The organism is Hymenobacter sp. HSC-4F20 (assembly GCF_019599275.1).
GTDB lineage: Bacteria > Bacteroidota > Bacteroidia > Cytophagales > Hymenobacteraceae > Hymenobacter.
Map to the genome: position 1 here is coordinate 50,335 of NZ_JAHZTD010000001.1, position 18,432 is coordinate 68,766.

17 protein-coding genes are annotated in these 18,432 nt (G+C 61.1%); 3 read left to right on the plus strand and 14 right to left on the minus strand.

The features are described 5' to 3' along the window. Positions 1–29 precede the first annotated feature (29 nt). From K3G63_RS00225 to K3G63_RS00255, 7 genes are all read right to left on the minus strand, one after another. Positions 30–947: a ribonuclease Z gene (locus tag K3G63_RS00225; RefSeq protein ID WP_220612092.1), complete on the minus strand. Its 918-nt coding sequence runs from the start codon at positions 945–947 to the stop codon at positions 30–32. A gap of 169 nt (positions 948–1,116) precedes the next feature. Further along, entirely contained in the window at positions 1,117–1,491 is a 375-nt protein-coding gene (locus tag K3G63_RS00230) for an STAS domain-containing protein (protein ID WP_220612093.1), read from the minus strand. A 101-nt stretch (positions 1,492–1,592) separates the two neighbouring features. Further along, complete coding sequence (locus tag K3G63_RS00235; protein ID WP_220612094.1) at positions 1,593–2,438, minus strand: DUF4198 domain-containing protein; 846 nt, start codon at positions 2,436–2,438, stop codon at positions 1,593–1,595. A gap of 40 nt (positions 2,439–2,478) precedes the next feature. Then, positions 2,479–4,317 carry a glycosyltransferase gene (locus K3G63_RS00240; protein ID WP_220612095.1) on the minus strand — a complete coding sequence of 613 codons (1,839 nt, stop codon included), beginning with the start codon at positions 4,315–4,317 and terminating at the stop codon, positions 2,479–2,481. 168 nt (positions 4,318–4,485) lie between these two features. Beyond that, positions 4,486–6,303: an alpha-amylase family glycosyl hydrolase gene (locus K3G63_RS00245; RefSeq protein ID WP_259404220.1), complete on the minus strand. Its 1,818-nt coding sequence runs from the start codon at positions 6,301–6,303 to the stop codon at positions 4,486–4,488. A 332-nt stretch (positions 6,304–6,635) separates the two neighbouring features. Then, positions 6,636–7,340, minus strand: coding sequence for a DUF421 domain-containing protein (locus tag K3G63_RS00250; protein WP_220612096.1), 705 nt, complete (start codon positions 7,338–7,340; stop codon positions 6,636–6,638). A gap of 92 nt (positions 7,341–7,432) precedes the next feature. Beyond that, complete coding sequence (locus K3G63_RS00255) at positions 7,433–8,125, minus strand: YetF domain-containing protein (RefSeq protein ID WP_220612097.1); 693 nt, start codon at positions 8,123–8,125, stop codon at positions 7,433–7,435. Positions 8,126–8,374: 249 nt separating this feature from the next. Between K3G63_RS00255 and K3G63_RS00260 the strand changes: the two genes are divergently transcribed. Continuing rightward, entirely contained in the window at positions 8,375–8,776 is a 402-nt protein-coding gene (locus K3G63_RS00260; protein WP_220612098.1) for a DUF6960 family protein, read from the plus strand. Between the two features lie 107 nt (positions 8,777–8,883). Here the strand turns inward: K3G63_RS00260 and K3G63_RS00265 are convergent, their stop codons facing one another. Further along, positions 8,884–10,395 carry a YfcC family protein gene (locus tag K3G63_RS00265; RefSeq protein WP_220612099.1) on the minus strand — a complete coding sequence of 504 codons (1,512 nt, stop codon included), beginning with the start codon at positions 10,393–10,395 and terminating at the stop codon, positions 8,884–8,886. Between the two features lie 271 nt (positions 10,396–10,666). On the opposite strand from K3G63_RS00265, the gene K3G63_RS00270 reads away from it, so the two are divergent. Together K3G63_RS00270 and K3G63_RS00275 are read left to right on the plus strand one after the other, a co-directional pair. Next, entirely contained in the window at positions 10,667–10,912 is a 246-nt protein-coding gene (locus K3G63_RS00270) for a hypothetical protein (RefSeq protein ID WP_220612100.1), read from the plus strand. Between the two features lie 74 nt (positions 10,913–10,986). Beyond that, positions 10,987–12,528 carry a glycosyltransferase family 39 protein gene (locus K3G63_RS00275; RefSeq protein WP_220612101.1) on the plus strand — a complete coding sequence of 514 codons (1,542 nt, stop codon included), beginning with the start codon at positions 10,987–10,989 and terminating at the stop codon, positions 12,526–12,528. 54 nt (positions 12,529–12,582) lie between these two features. Here the strand turns inward: K3G63_RS00275 and K3G63_RS00280 are convergent, their stop codons facing one another. From K3G63_RS00280 to K3G63_RS00305, 6 genes are all read right to left on the minus strand, one after another. Further along, complete coding sequence (locus tag K3G63_RS00280; protein ID WP_220612102.1) at positions 12,583–13,197, minus strand: hypothetical protein; 615 nt, start codon at positions 13,195–13,197, stop codon at positions 12,583–12,585. 180 nt (positions 13,198–13,377) lie between these two features. Then, the gene (locus K3G63_RS00285; RefSeq protein WP_220612103.1) at positions 13,378–15,039 is read right to left on the minus strand and encodes a M28 family peptidase; all 1,662 of its coding nucleotides are present in this window, start codon (positions 15,037–15,039) and stop codon (positions 13,378–13,380) included. A 41-nt stretch (positions 15,040–15,080) separates the two neighbouring features. After that, positions 15,081–15,836 carry a hypothetical protein gene (locus tag K3G63_RS00290; RefSeq protein ID WP_220612104.1) on the minus strand — a complete coding sequence of 252 codons (756 nt, stop codon included), beginning with the start codon at positions 15,834–15,836 and terminating at the stop codon, positions 15,081–15,083. Between the two features lie 118 nt (positions 15,837–15,954). Beyond that, positions 15,955–16,314, minus strand: coding sequence for a hypothetical protein (locus K3G63_RS00295; protein ID WP_220612105.1), 360 nt, complete (start codon positions 16,312–16,314; stop codon positions 15,955–15,957). A 42-nt stretch (positions 16,315–16,356) separates the two neighbouring features. Further along, positions 16,357–17,652, minus strand: a complete 1,296-nt coding sequence (locus K3G63_RS00300) for a PAS domain-containing protein (RefSeq protein WP_220612106.1) — start codon at positions 17,650–17,652, stop codon at positions 16,357–16,359. A gap of 232 nt (positions 17,653–17,884) precedes the next feature. Beyond that, positions 17,885–18,334, minus strand: coding sequence for a GNAT family N-acetyltransferase (locus K3G63_RS00305; RefSeq protein WP_220612107.1), 450 nt, complete (start codon positions 18,332–18,334; stop codon positions 17,885–17,887). Between the last annotated feature and the right edge of the window lie 98 nt (positions 18,335–18,432).

Genomic DNA, 18,432 nt, shown 5'->3' on the forward strand with positions numbered 1-18,432 from the left:
AAATACAATAGTGAGGGCCCGGACCTAGACTACTCCGCAATGCTCGCCGAAAGACCCTCTACGGCCAGTTCAGTCCACTCGAACATGGTTTTGGCTTCGGCTAGTAGCGGCGCTAAGTCACGGTAGCGGCTGGAGAAGTGGCCGATGAGCAGGCGATGCACCTGAGCCCGACGGGCAAGTAGTCCCGCCTGGCGGGCCGTGGAGTGGTGGGTTACCAGGGCCCGGTCGCGTAGCTCATCCAGAAATGTAGCTTCGTGATAAAGCAAATCGACGCCCCGAATCAGGTCTGCCAGGCTTTCGGTGTAAAGCGTGTCGGAGCAAAAGGCGTAGCTGCGCGCATGCCGGGGCTCTGTGGTAACGTCGGGGTTGCGCACCAGCAGCTCGCCGTGGGCGTCTACTACGTCCTCGCCCAAGGTAAGAGCGTGAAGCTGATGCGGGGTAAGGCCTGTGGGCAAGAGCTCTGGCAGGAGCCGCCGGCGCTTAGGCTTCTCCCGGAACAAATAACCGCAGCACGGAATGCGGTGGCGCATGGGCAGCGTATGCACCGTCACGTTTTTATCCTCAAACACCAGCTGGTGCTGGGTAGTATCCACGGGGGTGAACTCCAGCTCGAAGCTTAGGTGCGTGAAGGAGTGCCGAAACTGCATGGTCAGCACTTCATCGAGGCCGGGTGGGCCGAAGAGGCGGAGCGGCTCGGTGCGGCCGTTAAGATGCATGGTGCCCAGCAGGCCGAAAAGCCCGAAAAAATGGTCGCCGTGCAAGTGGCTGATAAAGATAGTATGGATGCGCTGGTGCCTGATTTTGTACTCCATCAGGCGGTGCTGGGTGCCTTCGCCACAATCAATGAGATATTGCGTGTTACCCACGGTCAGGACCTGCGCCGTGTGGTGACGGTCCAGAAACGGCGTGGCCGAGGCGCTTCCCAGTATTTTCAGCTCGAACTCCAAAATCAGCTATTGGCTATCAGCTGCTGGCTATCAGCCGGGTTAATGAAAGAATAACAGCGGGAGGTAGCCCAGACGAGCTACCGGCTGCCGTAAATGAAAAGCTGCTGGCTAGTAGCCGTTAGCCCGAAAACTAACAGCTAACAGCCAACAGCCAATAGCTACAAAAAATCTATTCTTTGCTGGTCAGGTCCCGCTCAATGGCGTGTAGAAATATCCGGTCGATGCCTTCTTCCACGGTAGGCAGAATGTGCAGCACCGACTCCAGCTTGGAAATAGTGATAAGTTTCATGACGTGGTCCTGCAGGCCTGTCAGTACCAACAACCCCCCGGTAGAATTGCACAAGCGGTTGGCAATCAGAATAGAGCTGAGCCCGGACGAGTCAGTGTACTTCACGTTATTCAGGTCCAGAATCAGGTTGTTAATGCCCTCGGCATTCAGCTTCACGAACTCCGATTTCAGATCCGGCGCGACGGTCGTGTCGAGCTTTTTCTCGTCAATCGTGATAATCGTGTAGGTCTCTTTTTTATCTATTGAGTACTTCATACCGCAGGTCGTTCGGTGGTTATGGGAGTTGCGAAGGTAACAAAAAAACTATTGGGGCGTGAACCGATGATAAAGGACTTGAAAACTGCGGTTGAGCTGCACTAAGGCTGTTTTTGCGCACTCACCCCGAACGTCAGGGTAGCCCAAGTGCTTTGCCAGTCAAGGGGTTGAGGTACCTCCTGGCCAGCCGGCGCGGCTACCATCCGCACTGAGCCGACAAGGTACTCACCCGACCCCGATATACGAAACAGCACCCGGCCGTTTTGGTTACTGCGAAATGTGCCCAGCAGGGCTGGCGCGGTAGTACCGCGCCGCCATACGCGCACCAACTGCCCGGCTACCGGCCGGCCCTCTGCCAGCACGCGCACCGTCAGGCTGCTGCCCGCTGGCAGCCGAACCGGATTCTGCTCCGGCACCAGCTCCAAGGGGTGGCCCACTACGCGGGCCCAGGCCCGGGCCGTATCCGGGCCCAGCAGCGGGCCCACGTGCAGGAGGGTTTTGGCGCACCGGCGGTAGGCCTCGCGACCTGGTTTTTCTGTTTCGCCGTGCTGCTGACGCTGGGCCAGGGCGTACTCCAGGCCTGCCGCCCGCAGGTAAGCAGTAAATTCCGGGGCCGGCAGGGTTACAAAGGCGTTGGTAGTAGCCAGAGCCACCAGGTGGGTACCCGGCTGCCGAAGCGTAAGGGTAGTGGCTAGGGTATCGGCGGCGGTAGCCTGGGGAAGCAAGTTGGCGGGCGGCGCGCCCGGAGCATAGTGCACCAGCCCCGCTACCCGGCTACTCTTGCCCAACCACCGCTGCCCCCGAAACTCTGGCCCCGTCAGGCGGCGCAGGTACACGGCCGCCCCGGGCCCGACAAAAAATCGGGCCGGCTCCAGCCAGAATTCCTGGGCCCAGGCTGCGCCCGCGCCGGCTAGCAGCAGGCCTAACAGGGCCGCCCACCTTTTCATGCCGGCCCGCACTAGCTTACGGCAGTAATACGCCTGGACACTACTGCCGTTCCAGGGCCAGTTGGTAGGCCCGGTCATAGTGCACGCGCAGGTTTTTCCAGTCGAACAGCTCAGCGGAGCTTTCCACGTTGTTACGCTGCATGATTCGCTCGCGGCGGTTGAGCTGTACGAACTGCCAGAGCATGTTGGTTAGCTCCTCGGCGGCTTCGTCGAAGCTTTTTTCCTGGCGCTGTACCACAAAAATGCCTTTGTCCTCGTGCTGAGGTACGGTTTGCATTACGTAGTCGCCGAAGCCGGAGAGGTCAGAGGTAATGGCCGGCACGCCCCGGGCCACACATTCCAGCGGGGTATAGCCCCAGGGCTCGTAGTAGCTCGGGAAAATACCCAGGTGGCAGCCCCGCACGAACTGCCCGTACTCCATGCCGAACAGGGGCGAGGTCGGCGACACAAAATCCGGGTGGTACACGATTTTCACCCGGTCGTGGCGGTTATTAACCAAGTTGGCCCGGCGCACGAAGTTCAGGATGTCGTCGTTCTGGTCATCCACCAGGTTGTGGGTGATGACGGAAGGTAGGGCCGTGGTTTTCCAGCTTTGCAGGGTGCGGCGGTAGCGCAGCTTCCAGTAATCGTCCACCAAGGCATCCAGGTCGGGCAGGCGGTGGTCGGTGCTGGCGGAGGCGGCGTAGAACAGCCGTTCGCCTACCTGGCGCTCAATGGCCTCGCAGGTAGCCTGCACCTCATCCAGAATAGCACGACTCTGCAGAATCTGGGGGTTGATGCTGGTGAAGGGCCGCTTGGTGATAAAGAACATCACCACGGTGCCCTCCAGGCCGCTCTGCTGCAGGCGGTAGTTCAGGCGGGCCAGGGCTTCCAAAGTCAGGTCGAAGCCCTTATTGTGGTACTCGTAGCGGCCGCTCGTGAACAGGTACAGCGTGTTATCCAGATCAAAAGAATAGCTCTGGAAAAAGTGCGCCATCACGAACTCGTGAATCTTGGTCTTGTACTGCTGGTGCAGGTTCTGGAACTCGTGCAGGGCCACAAACCGCTCGATGTTGAGGCCGTTGGGCAGCACCGCGTCCGGAATCCGGTCCAGCAGGTAAATGCACTCCCGGACTGTCAGCTCACTAACCGTCGTGAACACGTGGGCACCGTGGGCGGCAGCGCGTTCCATGGTCACGGCCGGCTCAATGTTGAAGTGGCGCGCCTCCGCCTGCCACTCCACCTGCATGAGGTGGTCGTAGAAGTTGGGGTCGTTCATGGCCAGGTAGCGGCCCAGCAGGGTGGCATGGGTGGTAAACACCAGGTGCAGGGGTACCTGGTCGCGGCGCAGGGCCGGAATAGCTACCCCCGTCATCCACTCGTGGAAGTGGGCTACCAGGCGTTTGGGCGGCACTACCTCGGCAGCCAGAATCTCCAGAAATGTTTTGGCCAGGTCGCCGAAAGCCACTACCTGATGCAGTAGGTCGTCGTTATCGGGGGTAGGAATGTGGTGGTGGTGCCAGAGGTCAGATTTGATCTGTCCCAACCGCGGATAGGCTTGGTAAGGGTTAATCAACACCACGCGGGGCCGGCCCGTCACGAGCCAGATGCCCATGCACACGTCGTAGCCCTGCTGGCGCATCTGGCGTACGGCACCGGCAAACGGGTCCGTAAGGGCGGCCAGCTGCTGGTCGTCGTAGGGCTCGAACTCCCCCTGGGCTTGCTGAGCGAAATACGGCCCCAGCAGGCAGTATCGGTCGTCCCAGCCTTGCACGGTGGCGGGCACTTTGCTGCGGATAACGGTGTAAATGCCACCAACCTGATTGCAGACTTCCCAGGCGACTTCCACCAGCAGGGCGTCCGGGGCAATAGGTTCAGGAGTAGGAAGTGGGGCTTGCATAGAGTGGGAATTGGGCGAGAGAGGGCAAGATAGGTTTCTGGCCGTGTTTGGCTAGTGTATTCCTACGGGGGAGGAAAAAAAATGTGGGGTTTCGCCCCGCAATATGCCCCGGCGGGCACATCAGGTGGCGAAACCCCACGGCAGCTATTTGGCCACAGACCCGGGCCGCTAGTCGGGCTCCTGCGAAATAATTAGCACGGAGTACGGAGCCAGCCCAAAGGAACCGTGGAAGGGTTGGTCGTCATAAACGCCCTCCTCGGCCTCGGTATCCACGCTTTCAAAGTTGCCGAACTCTTGGTCGTAGCCCTCCCAATCGGAGTTGAAGCGCACGCGCCACGCCCCGGCGCGGGGCAGCCCAATGGTGTAGGCCGGGTGGCTACGGTCGGCGAAGTTGCAGAGCACGAGGGTAGTGTCGCCGGGGCCGCCCTGGTCGCGGCGGAGGTAGGCCAGGATTTTGTCTTCGTTGTTGATGTGAAACACCTCCACGCTCTGACCCAGCAGGCCCCGGGTATAGCCGCTGCGGTTGCGCCGCAGCCGGATCAGGTCGCGGTAGAGATGCACCAGGCCGGCGTGGGTGTCGGCGCGGCTCCAGTCCAAGGGCTGATCGTCGGAGAAGGAGCCGTCGGCCAGCATGGTCTGGCCCTGGAAAATCATGGGGATGCCGGGGGCCGTGAACACCAGTGCCGCACCCAGGGTTGAGCGTTTTTTCGGGTACCAGGAGGCGGCGTTGCCGGGCATGATTTCCTCGGTCACGCGGGCTTTGCCGTTGGCTACCTCATCATGCGACTCAGTGTAAATAACCCGCTGGAAAGCGTCGCCGTTGTAGACCTTCCGCACGGCCTCGGCCACGGCTTCCATGTTCCGGTCGGCATCCTCGGGGGTAGTCAGGGCGTCGCGTACGGGGTATACAAAGCCGGCATCCCACTGAGCCGAGAAGCCCTGTCCGTCTTCCTCCGGGGCCCGGGTGATGTACTCATTGCCCAGCAGGTCTTCGGCAATAGTGATTTTCCAGGGCATGGTTGAGCGGATTTCCTCGTTAATCCAGCGCATCAGGCTCCAGCCCTCGGGCAGGTCGCGGGAGGCGTCGGTGGTGCCATCCACGTTGCGGATGTGGGCAATGGCGTCGCAGCGCAGGCCATCCACGCGGTATTCTTCCAGCCACATCAAGGCATTGTCGCGGATGTAGCGGCGCACGGCGTCGCGGCCGTAGTCGGGGCGGTTGTGGCCCCAGGGGGTTTCGGCGCGCCAGTCGTTGTAGAAGTAGATGCCGCCCCCGTCGTTTTCACTCCAGCCGTCAAACTGCCACAGGTCCAGGTCGCCGGGGCCAAAGTGGTTGTAGACTACGTCCAGAATTACGGCAATGCCGCGGCAGTGGGCTGCCTTGATGAATTCCTTGAAGGCCACAGCTCCGCCGTAATCGGTTTCAATGGCGAAGGGGTGGGCCGGGTTGTAGCCCCAGGAGAGGCTGCCGGGAAACTCCGTGGCCGGCATAATCTCCACGGCGTTGATGCCCAAGTCCATTAAGTAATCCAGCTTTTCGATGGCATCATAAAAGGTGCCAGGTCGGGTAGGGTCGGGGGCATGAAAAGTACCCACGTGCAGCTCATAAATCACCAGCTCGTTCCAGGCGGGCATCTGAAACGCATCGTCTTCCCAGTCGAAGGTGGGGTCTGGCACCACGGAGTTCCCGGCCGAGTGGGTGACTTCGCGGGCGTAGGGGTCGTTGCGCTGCAGCGTGCCGCTGGGGGTAGTCAGGTGAAATTTGTACTCAGTGCCGGGCGTCAGGTCAGCGAAATCGGCGACCCAGTAGCCATCGGCTTCGTGGGTGAGCGGGTGGGTAGTAGCGTCCCATTCGTTGAAGGGGCCTACCAGGGCTACGGCCGTGGCCGCAGGAGCCCAGACGCGAAAAGTGGTGCCTTGCTCGTGCGGCAGGGCGCCCATGCCGGCTTGCAGCACGGGGGCGGAGAGAGAATCAGTTTCAGGCATAGGTTGTCGAAAAGAATGAGCCGGGAAGCTCAACAACCGCTCATACTGCCTGCGCTACCGTTAGGTTATAAGCAGAAGAGTAATGGCCTGAAGGTGAAGAAGTTCATTAGGGGTTGCCAGTAAAGAAGCGGCAGCCGCTTCGGCTAGAGCAGCCTGGACTCGGCCGCTCAGAGTATGCGCCGGCCCAACGCTAACTCTAGCTGCCAAGCACTGACCGTAGTCAGCCAACGTACCGGAGCAGCCGGCTGCTTCCCAGCCGCGGCCAGGCCGCAGGGCTCCGCAAGAAAGACTGCCTGGTGCGGCGGAAGCACCGCCCGGCGCGGTATAGGCGCTTAAGCCGGAGCCGAGGTGACGGCCTGGGTCCAGCGGTTTTGCTGGCAGCGGGAGCAGGGTTGAGTGGGCTTGACAGGGGTATTCCGGGCTAGGTTACCGCAGCGCAGGCAGGCAAAGGTGCCCGGGGCTTTCGGCTGCTGAGCAATGTACTCCTCATCCCAGTCTGGAATGAGGGTGATGCCGGGCTGGGGCGGGTCCTGGGGTAGAAGCGTGAAGTCGCCGTTGGCTTCCATGTACAGCCGTTTTACCTGGCCTAGCTGGTCGATGCCTTCCGACCGTAGCTGCGCAAAAATCCGCTCCTGGGGCAGTACTACCTCCTCCATTTTATCGAGGTTCAGACAGCCGTCTTCCACTATAATGCCCAGGTCATCCTGGGAAGCCTGCTCAAACTTCTTGCTGCGAAACGCTTGGCGGGCAATCAGCCGCTGGCCCAGCACAATAAGGATAGCCACGCACACGGGGGGAGCCAGGCCCCGATCGGGCGCCTGAATGGATACGCCGATGGCCGCGGCCAGCGACACCAGCGCGGCCATTTCGTTGCGACTGAGCTGGGCGCCCATGCGCTTGCCCATCAGGCGCATGGCGAGCAGCAGCACGGCGTAGAGAACAACGCCTCGCAGCAGCGTTTCCAGCAGAAAGCTCCAGGGTACCTCGCCTAGCAGCATCCGCAGGGGCTCAAACAAGTGAAATTCTTCAGGCTTCATAACACACAAATCAAGACATGGCAACGGTGAAAAACCAGGCGGCTACCTGGTTGCGCAGAAGCGGCAAAACGGAAGGCGCCACGGGCGCAGAGCTAGCAGACGGCTGCTACCCAGTCTTCGTGTCCGCAGGTAGGGCAGCGGCGGCCGGAGTGGTCGGAGGGGGTAGCCAGATGGCCGCAGTAGTTACAGACCTGCGGCGCGGAGGCTGGCTGGCTCTGAGAGTCGCGCAGCTTCTGGTCCTGCTCCGGCAGTACGCTCAGGCCGGGTTGGGGTGGGTCCTGCCGGAAAACGCTGAACGAGCCGTCGGCCTCCATGTACACCCGCTTCACTTCCCCGAGGTGGGTGATTTTCTTAGCCCGCAGCTGGGCGTAAAGCTGCTCATGCGACACACTTTCGGCCCGCAGCTGCTCCACTTGCAGTACCCCGTTCTTGGCCAGCAGCGTCACGTCGCCCTGCAGCAGCACCTCGGTTTTGCGTTTCTTGAGGGCCAGCCAGTTGAGGCCGCGCTGGAAAAACAGCACCACCAGCAGCAGTACTACTGCCGGCAGCAGCCCCCGGTTCGGAATCTGCATGGGCACTGACACGATGGCCCCGAGCGAAACCATTACGGCCAGCTCCGTGATGGTGAGCTGGGCGTTCATGCGCTTGCCCATCAGGCGCATAATCAGCAGAAAGATGACGTAGATAAGCAGGGTGCGCACCAGCACTTCCACTGTAAACGCGGCGGGCGCATCCCCAAACAAAATCCGTTGCCAGTCGCCGAGATGGATGTCTTCCTTTTTCATATTCAAGGTTGCGCGGCTTCCGGCCACCAGTTTCCGGAAAAGGACACTCGGGCGCGTAAGCGTGTAAGCCCTGCTGAACGAAGAGGCCAGTGCGGTAGTTATACCGAAAAGAAGGAAATTGCCTCCGTATAAATTCGGTTAGCCCGGTAGTACAGGCTGGTTCAGGCGGTCCGGTTGGCGCTGCCGCGGCCGGTTGTTGTACGGCTGGGCGTTGCCGGGTAAGTTGTTGTACTCCTACGTTTTTACTCCGTGCCCCGTCCTAAACCCGTTGTGTATGGCCTCTACTCCTGGACTCCGGAGTACGGCTTCAGCTACGTGCACCCGGCCAACCGCCGCTCCTTTGAGTGGCTGGAGCCGCTGGGCAAAGTCTTCGAGAAGATTGACGAAACCGACGACTGGATTTTGCTGCGCTACGATGAGCAGCAGTTTAAAGTCAGCCGCGAATTGTTTAAAGAGCTGTACGTCAAGCCCCCGTTCAGCTTCGGCGATGTGGTAGAGGAAGCAGCCCCCGAGGCGGGCCGCTCCGCGCACCGCGGCCTTATCTCCGACGTGTTCTGGGACGAAGCCGCCGACAAGGCCCGCTTCCAAATTGTGGAAAAAAAGCGCAAGCTAAAGCGCATCTTCGAAGCCGAGGAACTGCGCCTGGCCTGAGGATGGAGCTGTGAAGCAGTGAAGGAATATGCACGTTCTCTGTGCTGCTCAGTATGACAGGCTTTTTTCTGGCAAGCTTATCAGGTACCGTTTCGCCACTACCCCGCCTAGAGTTTCACGGCAATGCCGGTAATAATGGCTGCCGCAGCCAGGGCCAGCAGGCTCAGGTATAGGGGAAAGGCAAACTTCCACCACTCATCAAAGCGCACGCCGCAGGCTGCTACAATAGCCATAAGGGCGCCGTTGGTGGGCGTTATCAGCTCGCAGAGCCCGGCGCCGTACTGGTAAGCCAGCACCGTTACTTGGCGGGAGAGGCCAATGAGGTCGGAGAGGGGAACCAGCAGGGGCATGGTCAGTACGGCTTGGCCGCTGACGCTGGGCACGGGCAGGTGCAGGGCCGTGTGCACGCCCATCATGCCCAGGGCGGCCGTCCAGGCGGGCAACCCGGCCAGCGGCGCCGAGAGGCTGTTGACAATGGTGTCCACAATCTGCCCCTGCTCCAGCACCACGAAGATGGCCCGGGCAAAGCCAATGAGCAGGGCGGAAAAGGCAATGTCGCGGAAGCCGGCAATAAAGCCCTCGGCGGTGCCCGTCAGGCCCAGCCCGCCCACCAGGCCGGCCACTACCCCCAGAGTAAAGAACAAGGCCGCCATCTGCTCAAACTCCCACCCTAGTTCCAGCACCCCGTAGGCAAAGAAGCCAAAGCCGATGAATAAAAGCAGCAGTACAAAGGCTTCTCGGCTCACTCTTCGCATCAGAATGTAAAGGCCCATAAGAAGAGTTAGAGTAAAAGCTGCTGCAGTAACCAGGTCGAAATCAGTGCGCAAGAGTGAAATAGTGAAATAAGGCTTTAACAAGTAGTACAGTAGCAAAGCGCTAGCTGCCAACAGTAAGCCACCGATACTCCTGGGAAGGCTGCTGCTTTCCACTGCTGTTGCTGCAATCATTTCAGGTTGCACGCGGTGGCGCAGGGCGTAGCGTACGGTGCCCACAATCCAGATGGCGAGGGCCAGCAGCAGAAACACCAAGCGGAAGCCCCCGCCCGAGAGCAGCGGCAATTGAGCCAGCTTCTGGGCAATGCCCACCTGAAAGGGGTTCAGGGGGCTAAACGCCGCGCCCACCGCCGCCGAGCCGATGCTGACCGCCGCGGCCGTAACGGTGGGGTAGCCGATGCGGCGCATCAAAATCAGCAGCACCGGTACCAGGGGCACAATCTCCTCCTGCATGTTTTCCAGGGCACCCATGGTAGCAAACAGCACCGAAATAATGGGAATCACGAGGGCCTCGCGGCCCTGAAACTTCACCAGTAGCCAGTCCACGCCCCGGCGTAGGGCGCCCGTGAGGTCAACCACGGTAAAGGCCCCGCCGGCCAGAAACACCAGGAAAATCACGGAGGCCGCATCTACCAGGCCCTTCGGAATATCTACCAGGGCTTGCAGAGGACTAACGGGGGTAGGGGCTACCCGGTAGTAAGAGCCGGCTACCACTACCGCGCGGCCGGTAGCTGCATCGGTGTGGCGCTCAAATATGCCGGCCGGCAGCACGTAGCTCAGCAGACAGGCCAGCAGAATAAACCCCACCAACAGTACCAGCGGATGCGGAAAGCGAATTGTCTTCATGCCGCGAAGATGGGAAAATGGTGGTGTAACGAGTTCTTCGTGATATAGTGGGCTGCCGTGATGATGACGACTTGCACGCAGGAGAACCTCTGCGAAAGAGCTACCCAAAGGGCCACGCTGAACGCCAGGGGCCTACCCGTGTACTAGAACTTGGGCAAAGAAGGTGCGGCAGGCACCAGGCTCCTGTTTCTCCAAGTGCCTCACTACATCACCCTCTTCGCTTTTCGCCATTGGAACCCGGCTGTTGTATCTTGGGGTTTTGGTGCTGCTGATGAAATACGCCGAGTTTAAACGATTGCACATGCACCGGCAGGCCGAGCACCTGCGCCGCCACGGTCACCTGCTGGCTGAGCGGCGCCAGGATAGCTTCCGCCTGCGCCTGTTTGCTGCCGCCGACTTTTACGCCGAGGAGTGGTGCCCGTGGGGAGAAGAGCATATTCTCTTCATTCACCTCTTCCTGCATCCCGCCGGCCTGCACGACTATCTGGAAGGCATTCGGTTGCCCGAGGAGTTATAGCGGCCTGCTCACGTGTGGCGGAGACCCCGCCACCAAGGAGAGGCTGTTATATATTGCTTTATGTATATTGAGCTGTGAAACCTTCCCGGCTCCTTGCGTTTCTGCTTGCCCTGCTCAAAGCCCTGACCAGCTACGGCCTGGCCAGCCAAGCCTACGAGCTGCACCGCGACGAATACCTCTACCTCAACTACGGCCAGCACCTGGCCTGGGGCTACCTGGAAGTGCCCCCGCTCACGGCCCTGCAAAGCTGGATTACCCTGGCCCTGGGCGGCAGCTGGTTTTGGGTGAAGTTCTGGCCTATTCTGTGGGGTAGCCTGACGGTGTACTTGGTGGCCCGGGCTGCCCAACGGCTGGGCGGGGGCACCTGGGCCGTGCTGTTGGCGGGTGTTTGCTACCTGGTCAGCGGCTTTGCCCGCCTTAACTTTCTGTTCCAGCCCAACTCGTTCGAGGTCTTCGCCTTCACCCTGGCCTGCTACCAGCTGGTGCGCTATCAGCAGCGGCCGTTGCCCCGCTACCTCTACGTGCTAGGGGTAGGGCTGGGCCTGGCGCTGCTGAACAAGTATTCAGCCCTGTTTTTTATTGCGGCCCTGGGCGCGGCCCTGCTTGCCACGCCATTGCGGCGGGTGTTTGTCACGCGGGCCCTGTGGCTGAGCGCCGCGCTGGCCCTGGGGCTGTGGCTGCCCAACCTGCTCTGGCAGCTAGGGCACGGCATCCCGTTCCGACACCACATGCAGGAACTGCACGATACTCAGCTGGTACACGTCTCGCCGGCCGATTTCTGGCAGGACCAGCTGCTGACGTGCCTGCCGGCGCTGTGGGTGTGGGTGCCGGGGCTGGGGGCCCTGCTCGCGGGCCGGGCGCTGCGGACCTACCGGGTAGTGGGCCTAGTGTACTGCGGCGGACTGCTGATTCTGACCCTGCTGCACGGCAAAAGCTACTACGCCCTCGGGTATTACCCCATCTTGTTTGCGGCCGGGGCCGTGTGGTGGGAAAGCCAGCTAAGCCGCTGGCCCCGCGCGGGCCGGCGGCTGCGGCCCGCCCTGCTGGCGCTACCGGTGCTCATTAGCCTGCCGGTGCTACCCGTGCTGTTCACCGTCAACTCGCCGGCCCGAATGGTGGAAGTGGGCCGGCGCTACCGCGGCACGGGGGCGCTGCGCTGGGAAGACGGCCAGGACCACCCGCTCCCCCAGGATTTTGCTGACATGCTGGGCTGGCAGGAACTAGCCGATAAAACCTGGCGGGCCTACCAGGCGCTACCTGCCGCCACCCGTGCCCAAACACTCATTCTCGCGGCCAACTACGGGCAGGCCGGGGCCATCAACTACTACAACCGCCACCGTGCGCTGCCGCCGGCTCACAGCTTCAATGGCAGCTACCTGTTCTGGTTTCCGGATTCCGCGGCTCGCCGCTGGCAGCACATCCTCCTTATCGATGACGAGCCCGACCCAACCCTGGGTGCCCACTTCCGGAAGCTGCACCGGGTAGCGGAGCTGCAAAACCCGTACGCCCGCGAACAGGGCACTGCCATTACCGCCGGCTCTGGGCCCGACTCCGCCATCCTGCGCCAAATTAGCACCGAGCACCGGCAGGCTCTGGCCACCTGGGGCCGCTTTTAACAAGCAGGCCCCCGTTATCCGTACCGAGGGCCTTGCTTGGCTTTCCGGCCACAGCTACTTGGCAGCGTCAGGGCGCTCTACCTTCACAATCTGGTCTTTATCGAGCATGAGCTTAAGCTCATAGCGGGTAAGCTCCAGAGCTACCGTGTCGAAGTTCTCCGGCTTGTTCAACTCGTCCAGGCCGGAGTTCTGGTCCATTTCGTAAGTGTTGGGCAGCAGTTTTACGCTGTTGCCGGCCGCTTCCTGCACCTTCAGCAGCGAGTAGCGCCCGTTTTCCGTCCGCACGTGGTAAAGGTCGCCCTTGTGGGGCGCGGTAATAAACTGCTGGCTGGCCTGCTGCGCGTCGCTGTTCTGCACCAGCGCCCAGCCAATACCAATGACCAGCAGCAGCAGGCCTGCAAAGTGCCACCACGGCACCCGGGCGCTATGCTTCACGGCGCTGAATGCCTCCCGCAAGCCCGGTTCCATTTCTTTGGGCTGCTGCACAAACTGGCAGTGCCCGCACTGCGAACCACCAGTTTTCCCGATAGGAAACAGCGGAATCCAGTAGATATGAGCGTAGCGCCCGAATACGCTGGCGTGCAAGCTGTCCGGAGTGGCACAGGCCGGGCAACTGCCCGCAATGGGCTCGGTCCGGAGGTGAGAAGAGCGGTACCCGTAAATAATCATTGGCTAGAAAGAGAAGGTAGCGGTAAAAGAAAATATCCAGTGGCCCGGCAGCCCTGACCGGGCGGCTCGTACTGGTCGGGAAATTTATAGTATATTCTTTATGTACAATACAAACGGCTAGCTACCAGAAAAATATTTCCTGGTAGCTAGCCGTGCAACGCAAAGCGCGAAAAACAGAGGTTAAGGCTGTTGCGCGAACCGCTGACCGAAAAAGTCGCCGGGGTTCCAGGTGGGGCGCCGGGGGTTCTGGGCTACCAGGTAGCCAATGAGGAAGTTCAGCTGCACGTATTTCTTGCCGGCTTCAAAGTCGAAGGTGCCGTTGATGTCGTCCTGGGGCTTGTGGTAGGTGAGGGCCCGCCACTTCTGTACCTGCTCGCTGAGGTTGTTTTTGCCGTCGGGGGTGCGGTTGCCGTACTTGATGTGCAGAGCCGGAATGCCCTGCGCCACGAAGCTGTACTGGTCGGAGCGGATGAAGCGGTTTTGGTCGGGCTCCGGGTCTTCTTCCACCGTCAGCCCCAGGTAGCGGGCCGCGTCCTCTACTGGCTGGGCCAGCGTGGAGTGGCGGGCTCCCAGCGGCACTACGGACAGCAGCGGCGCAATAATGGTGGGCATATCGGTATTTACATCGGCCACCAACGCGGTTTTAGGCACCGTGGGACGGGCCGCAAAGTAGGCTGAACCCAGCAGGCCCAACTCTTCGCCGGTCTGGAGTACCAGCAGCACGCTGCGCTTGGGCTTTTGCTTGAGGTTGGAGTACAGGCGGGCAATTTCCAGCACCGAGGCCACCCCGGAGGCATTGTCGTGGGCCCCGTTGTAAATGGAGTCGCCCTTCACCGGCGCGCCTACCCCCAGGTGGTCGAGGTGGGCCGAGTGTACCACGTACTCCTGGCGCAGGGTAGCATCGGAGCCGGTAATTTTCCCGACCACGTTGTAGCTCTCAAAGTCCTGGTAGCCCGATTCCCAGCTGGCGGCCAGCGTACCGCGCAGCGCCACCGGCGCGGGTTGCCCCTGGCGGAGGCTGCTCATTACGGTGGCCGTATCGGAAGCGGCATTTAGCAGCAGTGCCTGCAGCCCGGCCGCCGACAGGGTGCCCGTCATGCCTACCCCCGAGCCGCTGATAAACCCGCGGGCGGCGGCCACCTTGCCATCAGCCCCCAGCACACTGGTAGTGGTAATGGGCCGGGCGGTGGCAGCAATTGCTGCCGCCGGAACTGGGCGGGCCGAAGCGAACAGCACCCCAACCGCGCCGTGGCGGGCGGCCGTTTGCACCAGCAAGGTCTGATCCTGGCTGGCCGAGGCGACTGTGCTCGGGAAGCTGCGGGGGGCACCGCGTACAATCACCACTACCTTGCCCTTCACGTCGAGGCTCTGGTAATCGTCGTAGCCCTGGTCGGGGGCCGAGATGCCGTAGCCGGCGAAAGCCAGCCCCGTGGGCGCGAGGCGAGAACTGGGCTGCTCGGGGTGAGGGTAGAGGTGTACCTCGGCTGGGGCCAGCGGTAGGCTACCCCCGGTGGGCTGATAGGTGATGGTAGCACCGGGCTTGGTGGTAGCGCGCCGCAGCCGCACCCGCTGGGTAAAGCCGCCATCCTCGCCGGCCGGCTCCACGCCGAAGCGCTTGAGCTGGCTGGTTACGTAATCAACGGCCATCTGGTAGCCCGGCGTGCCGGGCTTGCGACCCAGCAGCCGGTCATCGGCCAGGTACTGAATATGGGCCTTGATGTCCTCGGGCTTTACTTTGGTCAGGGCTTTGGCCACCGGTTTGGGCACCGGGGCAGCGGTTTGAGCAGAAGCCGGGGCGGTAAGCAAGATACCAGCGGCCAGCAGCAGGGGCAGTTGTTTCATCGGTCCAAATTACGCAGCTGCCCACATTCATTCAGTTTCTCTTAGGGCCGGTTCCAGCGAAAGGTTAGGGTAGTGGCCACGCGCCGGCCCCCAGCATAGGCAGGCCTCCACCGCGGAGAAGCCAGAACCAGCCTTTCCAGCAGGTCGATTTCCTCGTCTGTGAGCGTGGCAGGCAGCACAACGCGCTGCAGCGAGGCAAACCCCAGCGCGTCAATCTGTACCTGGGCCTGCAAGCCTTCCGCCTTTAGCTTGCGCCGCAGCTCCGTTTGGCTAAGCGCGTGGTGCAGATAAGCGAAAAACCCAACTTCACCGAAAGTCAAAAAGTTAGGGGGCGCCTCCGTCTCAACGGACCCAATGAGCGTGCGCGGCGAAAACCGAGTGGGCAGCAGCCGCACCAAGTGCCGGGCCGCCGTGATGCTGCCTGCGGTGGCGCCCAGCGAGAGGCCCGTTCTGTCTTCGGTGTGCTGATACCAAACGTTGTTGAGGCTGTCGCGCACCAGCAGTGTTACGTTGGGCTTGCCGCCTCCGGGGGCGGAGCATATCACATCGGCGTACAGAAAATCGGGGTAGCGCGTGGCGGCTAATCGGGCAAACTCCTCCCGGTCGTGTACTACGCGGTAGCCCATGGAGGTCAGCTGATCGGCCATCAGCTGGCGCAAGGTGACTAAATCGGAGTACTCGGAGAGAAAGAGTTCTGCGTGGGGAGTCAGAATCTGTAGAAAGATAGAGCGCGGCTGTGTTTGCCCAAAGCCCCTGAGCGTACTGCCCAGTAAGAGTAGGAATAGAAGTATTCTCATACGCCGCGGTAGTAGGTAGTGTCGTTCTGCGCTGCCTGCCCGTAGGCAAAAACAAAATTAGCACCGCTTCGGCCAAGATCCGAAACGGTGCTAATCGTAAGTGAAAACTGTACGTGGTTTAGGCAGCGGCCGGCGTTTGCTCCAGCTCCTGCAGCAAAGATTCGATGCGGGCAGCGTGGGCGTCGAGGCGTTCCAGGCCCGCACGGGCTTCTTCCAGCTCGCCACGCTGATACTGTTGCACCAAGCTGCGGCCAGTATGAATCATACGAACCAGCTCCTGCTCCAGGCGCTGTACGGGTAGTGCCGAGCCGTAGCGGGGCTTCACCACCGTATTGAGCCATTCTCCCAGCGGGTTAAGCGGTAAGGAGAACATGTCGGGGTCGGGTTCCCGCACGCCGTAGAGCACGGAGCGCAGCCGCGACTTAAACAGCACCTGCTTGATGCGGGCCTGCTGAAAATCGAGGTTAGTTAACTCCATAACGGACGGGATGTACTAAGAAGGAGAAAAAGGAAAAGGGCATTAGCGACCAGCATTTTCTAGCGCCTGCCGGGCCTGTACCAGGCTCGTGACATCGTAGGCGAAAACGGTAATGCCGGCTTTCTGACCTTGTTCTTCGAAGAGCTGATACGTGAAGTTGAGGTAGCTGCGCTGCAGCCGTCCGTTGCCATCGTGGTCAAGGTCGATTTGCACTTCATTGCCCACAAAGGTCTGGCCGGTACTATACACGCCGTCCAGCAGATTCAGGAAGCCTTGGTCAATAACTTCGGGCAGGGCTTCGGCCACCGTTTGGCCCACCAGCTGGCGGTTGGGGAACAGGCGCTGGTAGGGCGGGTTCACAAACTCGAAGCGATGCTCCGGGCCGCGCAGAATGCAGATGAGAGCGGGCGTCTGCATAAACAAATTGAAGAACGTTTCGCGCTGGCGCTGCACCTCCTGGAAAGCCTGGTAAGCTTGGTCAGAAAGGAGGGCCTGCTGCTCGTTCTGCTCCAGCAGCTCCTGCACCATCAGCTTCTGGTCGTGAATGTCGGTGCCGCAGCCTACCCACATGGTTACTTCGCCCTCCGCATTGCGGCGCGGTACGGCCCGTACCAGCACCCAGCGGTAGTGCCCATCGTGGCGGCGCAGGCGGTACTCCAGCTGCAGCTCCGAGCCCTGCGCGCGGGCCTGGTCCCAGAGGTGGGTAGTGGCCGCCACGTCGTCGGGGTGAATATCGGCCACCCAGCCTAGCCCAATGCTTTCGGCCAGGGAGCGGCCGGTAAACTCCAGCCAGCGCGGGTTGAAATAGTCGGTTTCGCCCGTGGGTAGGTTGGTCCACACCATCACGGGTAAGGACTCCAGAATAAAGCGGGTGCGCTCCTGCTGCTCGGCCAGCTCACGTTGCACCTGCAGGCGCAGCTGCTCGGCGCGGTGGCGCTCCGTCACGTCCTGGGTGCGCTGCAGAATAAACTCCAGGGTCCCGTTTTCGTCCAGAACGGGATAGTGGGTGGCCTCCCAGTAACGCTCCTCCAGGCCGCCGCCCTGCTCTGTGGGCCGCTCCAGGTCGTAGCGAATCAGGGGCATGGTGTGCGGCTGGTGATGGCGCCGCACATGCTCGTGCGATTCGCGGATGATGTTGGCAGATTCCTCGTCGGAAGAAGGGTAGGCTTCAAAGAAAGGTTTACCCACGGCTTCCTCCCGGCTTTTCATGGACACTCCAACGTGGCTGTTTGTGTTGTCCACGATGGTCGCGGCCTCATCCGGCGCAATAAGCAGGAAGCTGTCGGGTAGAGAGTGGAAAAGTTTCTGGTAGTTAACCGGGAAAGCAGGAACAGGCATGGTTGGGATGGGCAGGTAAAAGTGGCGCGTACGCAGGCCGGAACAACAACAAAGCTACGCGCCAATACTCCGGCAAAAAAGCGCGGCTGTATGTAAACAAGGCAGACTATCCGAAATGTTATACCACTACCTCGGCAGTAAGTTTACAAAGTTGGGAAGCTTATGGTTCAGCTTAGCGGCGTAGTGGCAAGCGGGCCCGTTAGGCGCTAGCTCACTGCCATGGCTCAGCCCATCAGGCCCGAATCATGTGGATGTGGGGAATACCGTCTTCGAGGTAGCCTTCGCCTACTTGCCGGAAGCCAAAGCTTTCGTAGAACTTCTGGAGGTAGAGCTGGGCGCCTATTTGAATGGGCTGCTCGCCGAACAGGCCTTCCACTGCTCCAATAGACTGCCGCAGCAGCTCCCGGCCCAGCCCGTAGCGCCGGTACTTCGGACTCACGACCACCCGCCCGATGCTGGCCTCGGGGTAGCTGATGCCGGCTCCAAAGAGGCGGCTGTAGGCGGCCAGCTCGCCGGCGGGGGTGTAGCCCAGCAGGTGATGAGCGGCCTGGTCTTGCCCATCAATGTCCTGAAAAGCGCAGGTCTGCTCCACTACAAATACCTCTGAGCGCAGTTGCAGCAGGTCGTAGAGTTCGGCCAGGGTGAGGGCAGCGAAAGGGTTGGTGGTCCAGGTCAGGGTCATGGGGAATGCGGCAAAAAGTATGGGTGCAAAGATGAGGCGTAGCCGGCAGAAGTGCGGTGTGCTACCGTGGCCGGCAAGCTCCACCACGGCATTTTGCG

Bases quoted from the DNA above. Each gene is read 5' to 3' on its own strand.
- K3G63_RS00230 (WP_220612093.1), bottom strand. From the start codon at position 1,491: ATGAAGTACTCAATAGATAAAAAAGAGACCTACACGATTATCACGATT.
- K3G63_RS00235 (WP_220612094.1), bottom strand. From the start codon at position 2,438: ATGAAAAGGTGGGCGGCCCTGTTAGGCCTGCTGCTAGCCGGCGCGGGC.
- K3G63_RS00240 (WP_220612095.1), bottom strand. From the start codon at position 4,317: ATGCAAGCCCCACTTCCTACTCCTGAACCTATTGCCCCGGACGCCCTG.
- K3G63_RS00245 (WP_259404220.1), bottom strand. From the start codon at position 6,303: ATGCCTGAAACTGATTCTCTCTCCGCCCCCGTGCTGCAAGCCGGCATG.
- K3G63_RS00250 (WP_220612096.1), bottom strand. From the start codon at position 7,340: ATGAAGCCTGAAGAATTTCACTTGTTTGAGCCCCTGCGGATGCTGCTA.
- K3G63_RS00255 (WP_220612097.1), bottom strand. From the start codon at position 8,125: ATGAAAAAGGAAGACATCCATCTCGGCGACTGGCAACGGATTTTGTTT.
- K3G63_RS00265 (WP_220612099.1), bottom strand. From the start codon at position 10,395: ATGAAGACAATTCGCTTTCCGCATCCGCTGGTACTGTTGGTGGGGTTT.
- K3G63_RS00270 (WP_220612100.1), top strand. From the start codon at position 10,667: ATGAAATACGCCGAGTTTAAACGATTGCACATGCACCGGCAGGCCGAG.
- K3G63_RS00280 (WP_220612102.1), bottom strand. From the start codon at position 13,197: ATGATTATTTACGGGTACCGCTCTTCTCACCTCCGGACCGAGCCCATT.
- K3G63_RS00285 (WP_220612103.1), bottom strand. From the start codon at position 15,039: ATGAAACAACTGCCCCTGCTGCTGGCCGCTGGTATCTTGCTTACCGCC.
- K3G63_RS00290 (WP_220612104.1), bottom strand. From the start codon at position 15,836: ATGAGAATACTTCTATTCCTACTCTTACTGGGCAGTACGCTCAGGGGC.
- K3G63_RS00295 (WP_220612105.1), bottom strand. From the start codon at position 16,314: ATGGAGTTAACTAACCTCGATTTTCAGCAGGCCCGCATCAAGCAGGTG.
- K3G63_RS00300 (WP_220612106.1), bottom strand. From the start codon at position 17,652: ATGCCTGTTCCTGCTTTCCCGGTTAACTACCAGAAACTTTTCCACTCT.
- K3G63_RS00305 (WP_220612107.1), bottom strand. From the start codon at position 18,334: ATGACCCTGACCTGGACCACCAACCCTTTCGCTGCCCTCACCCTGGCC.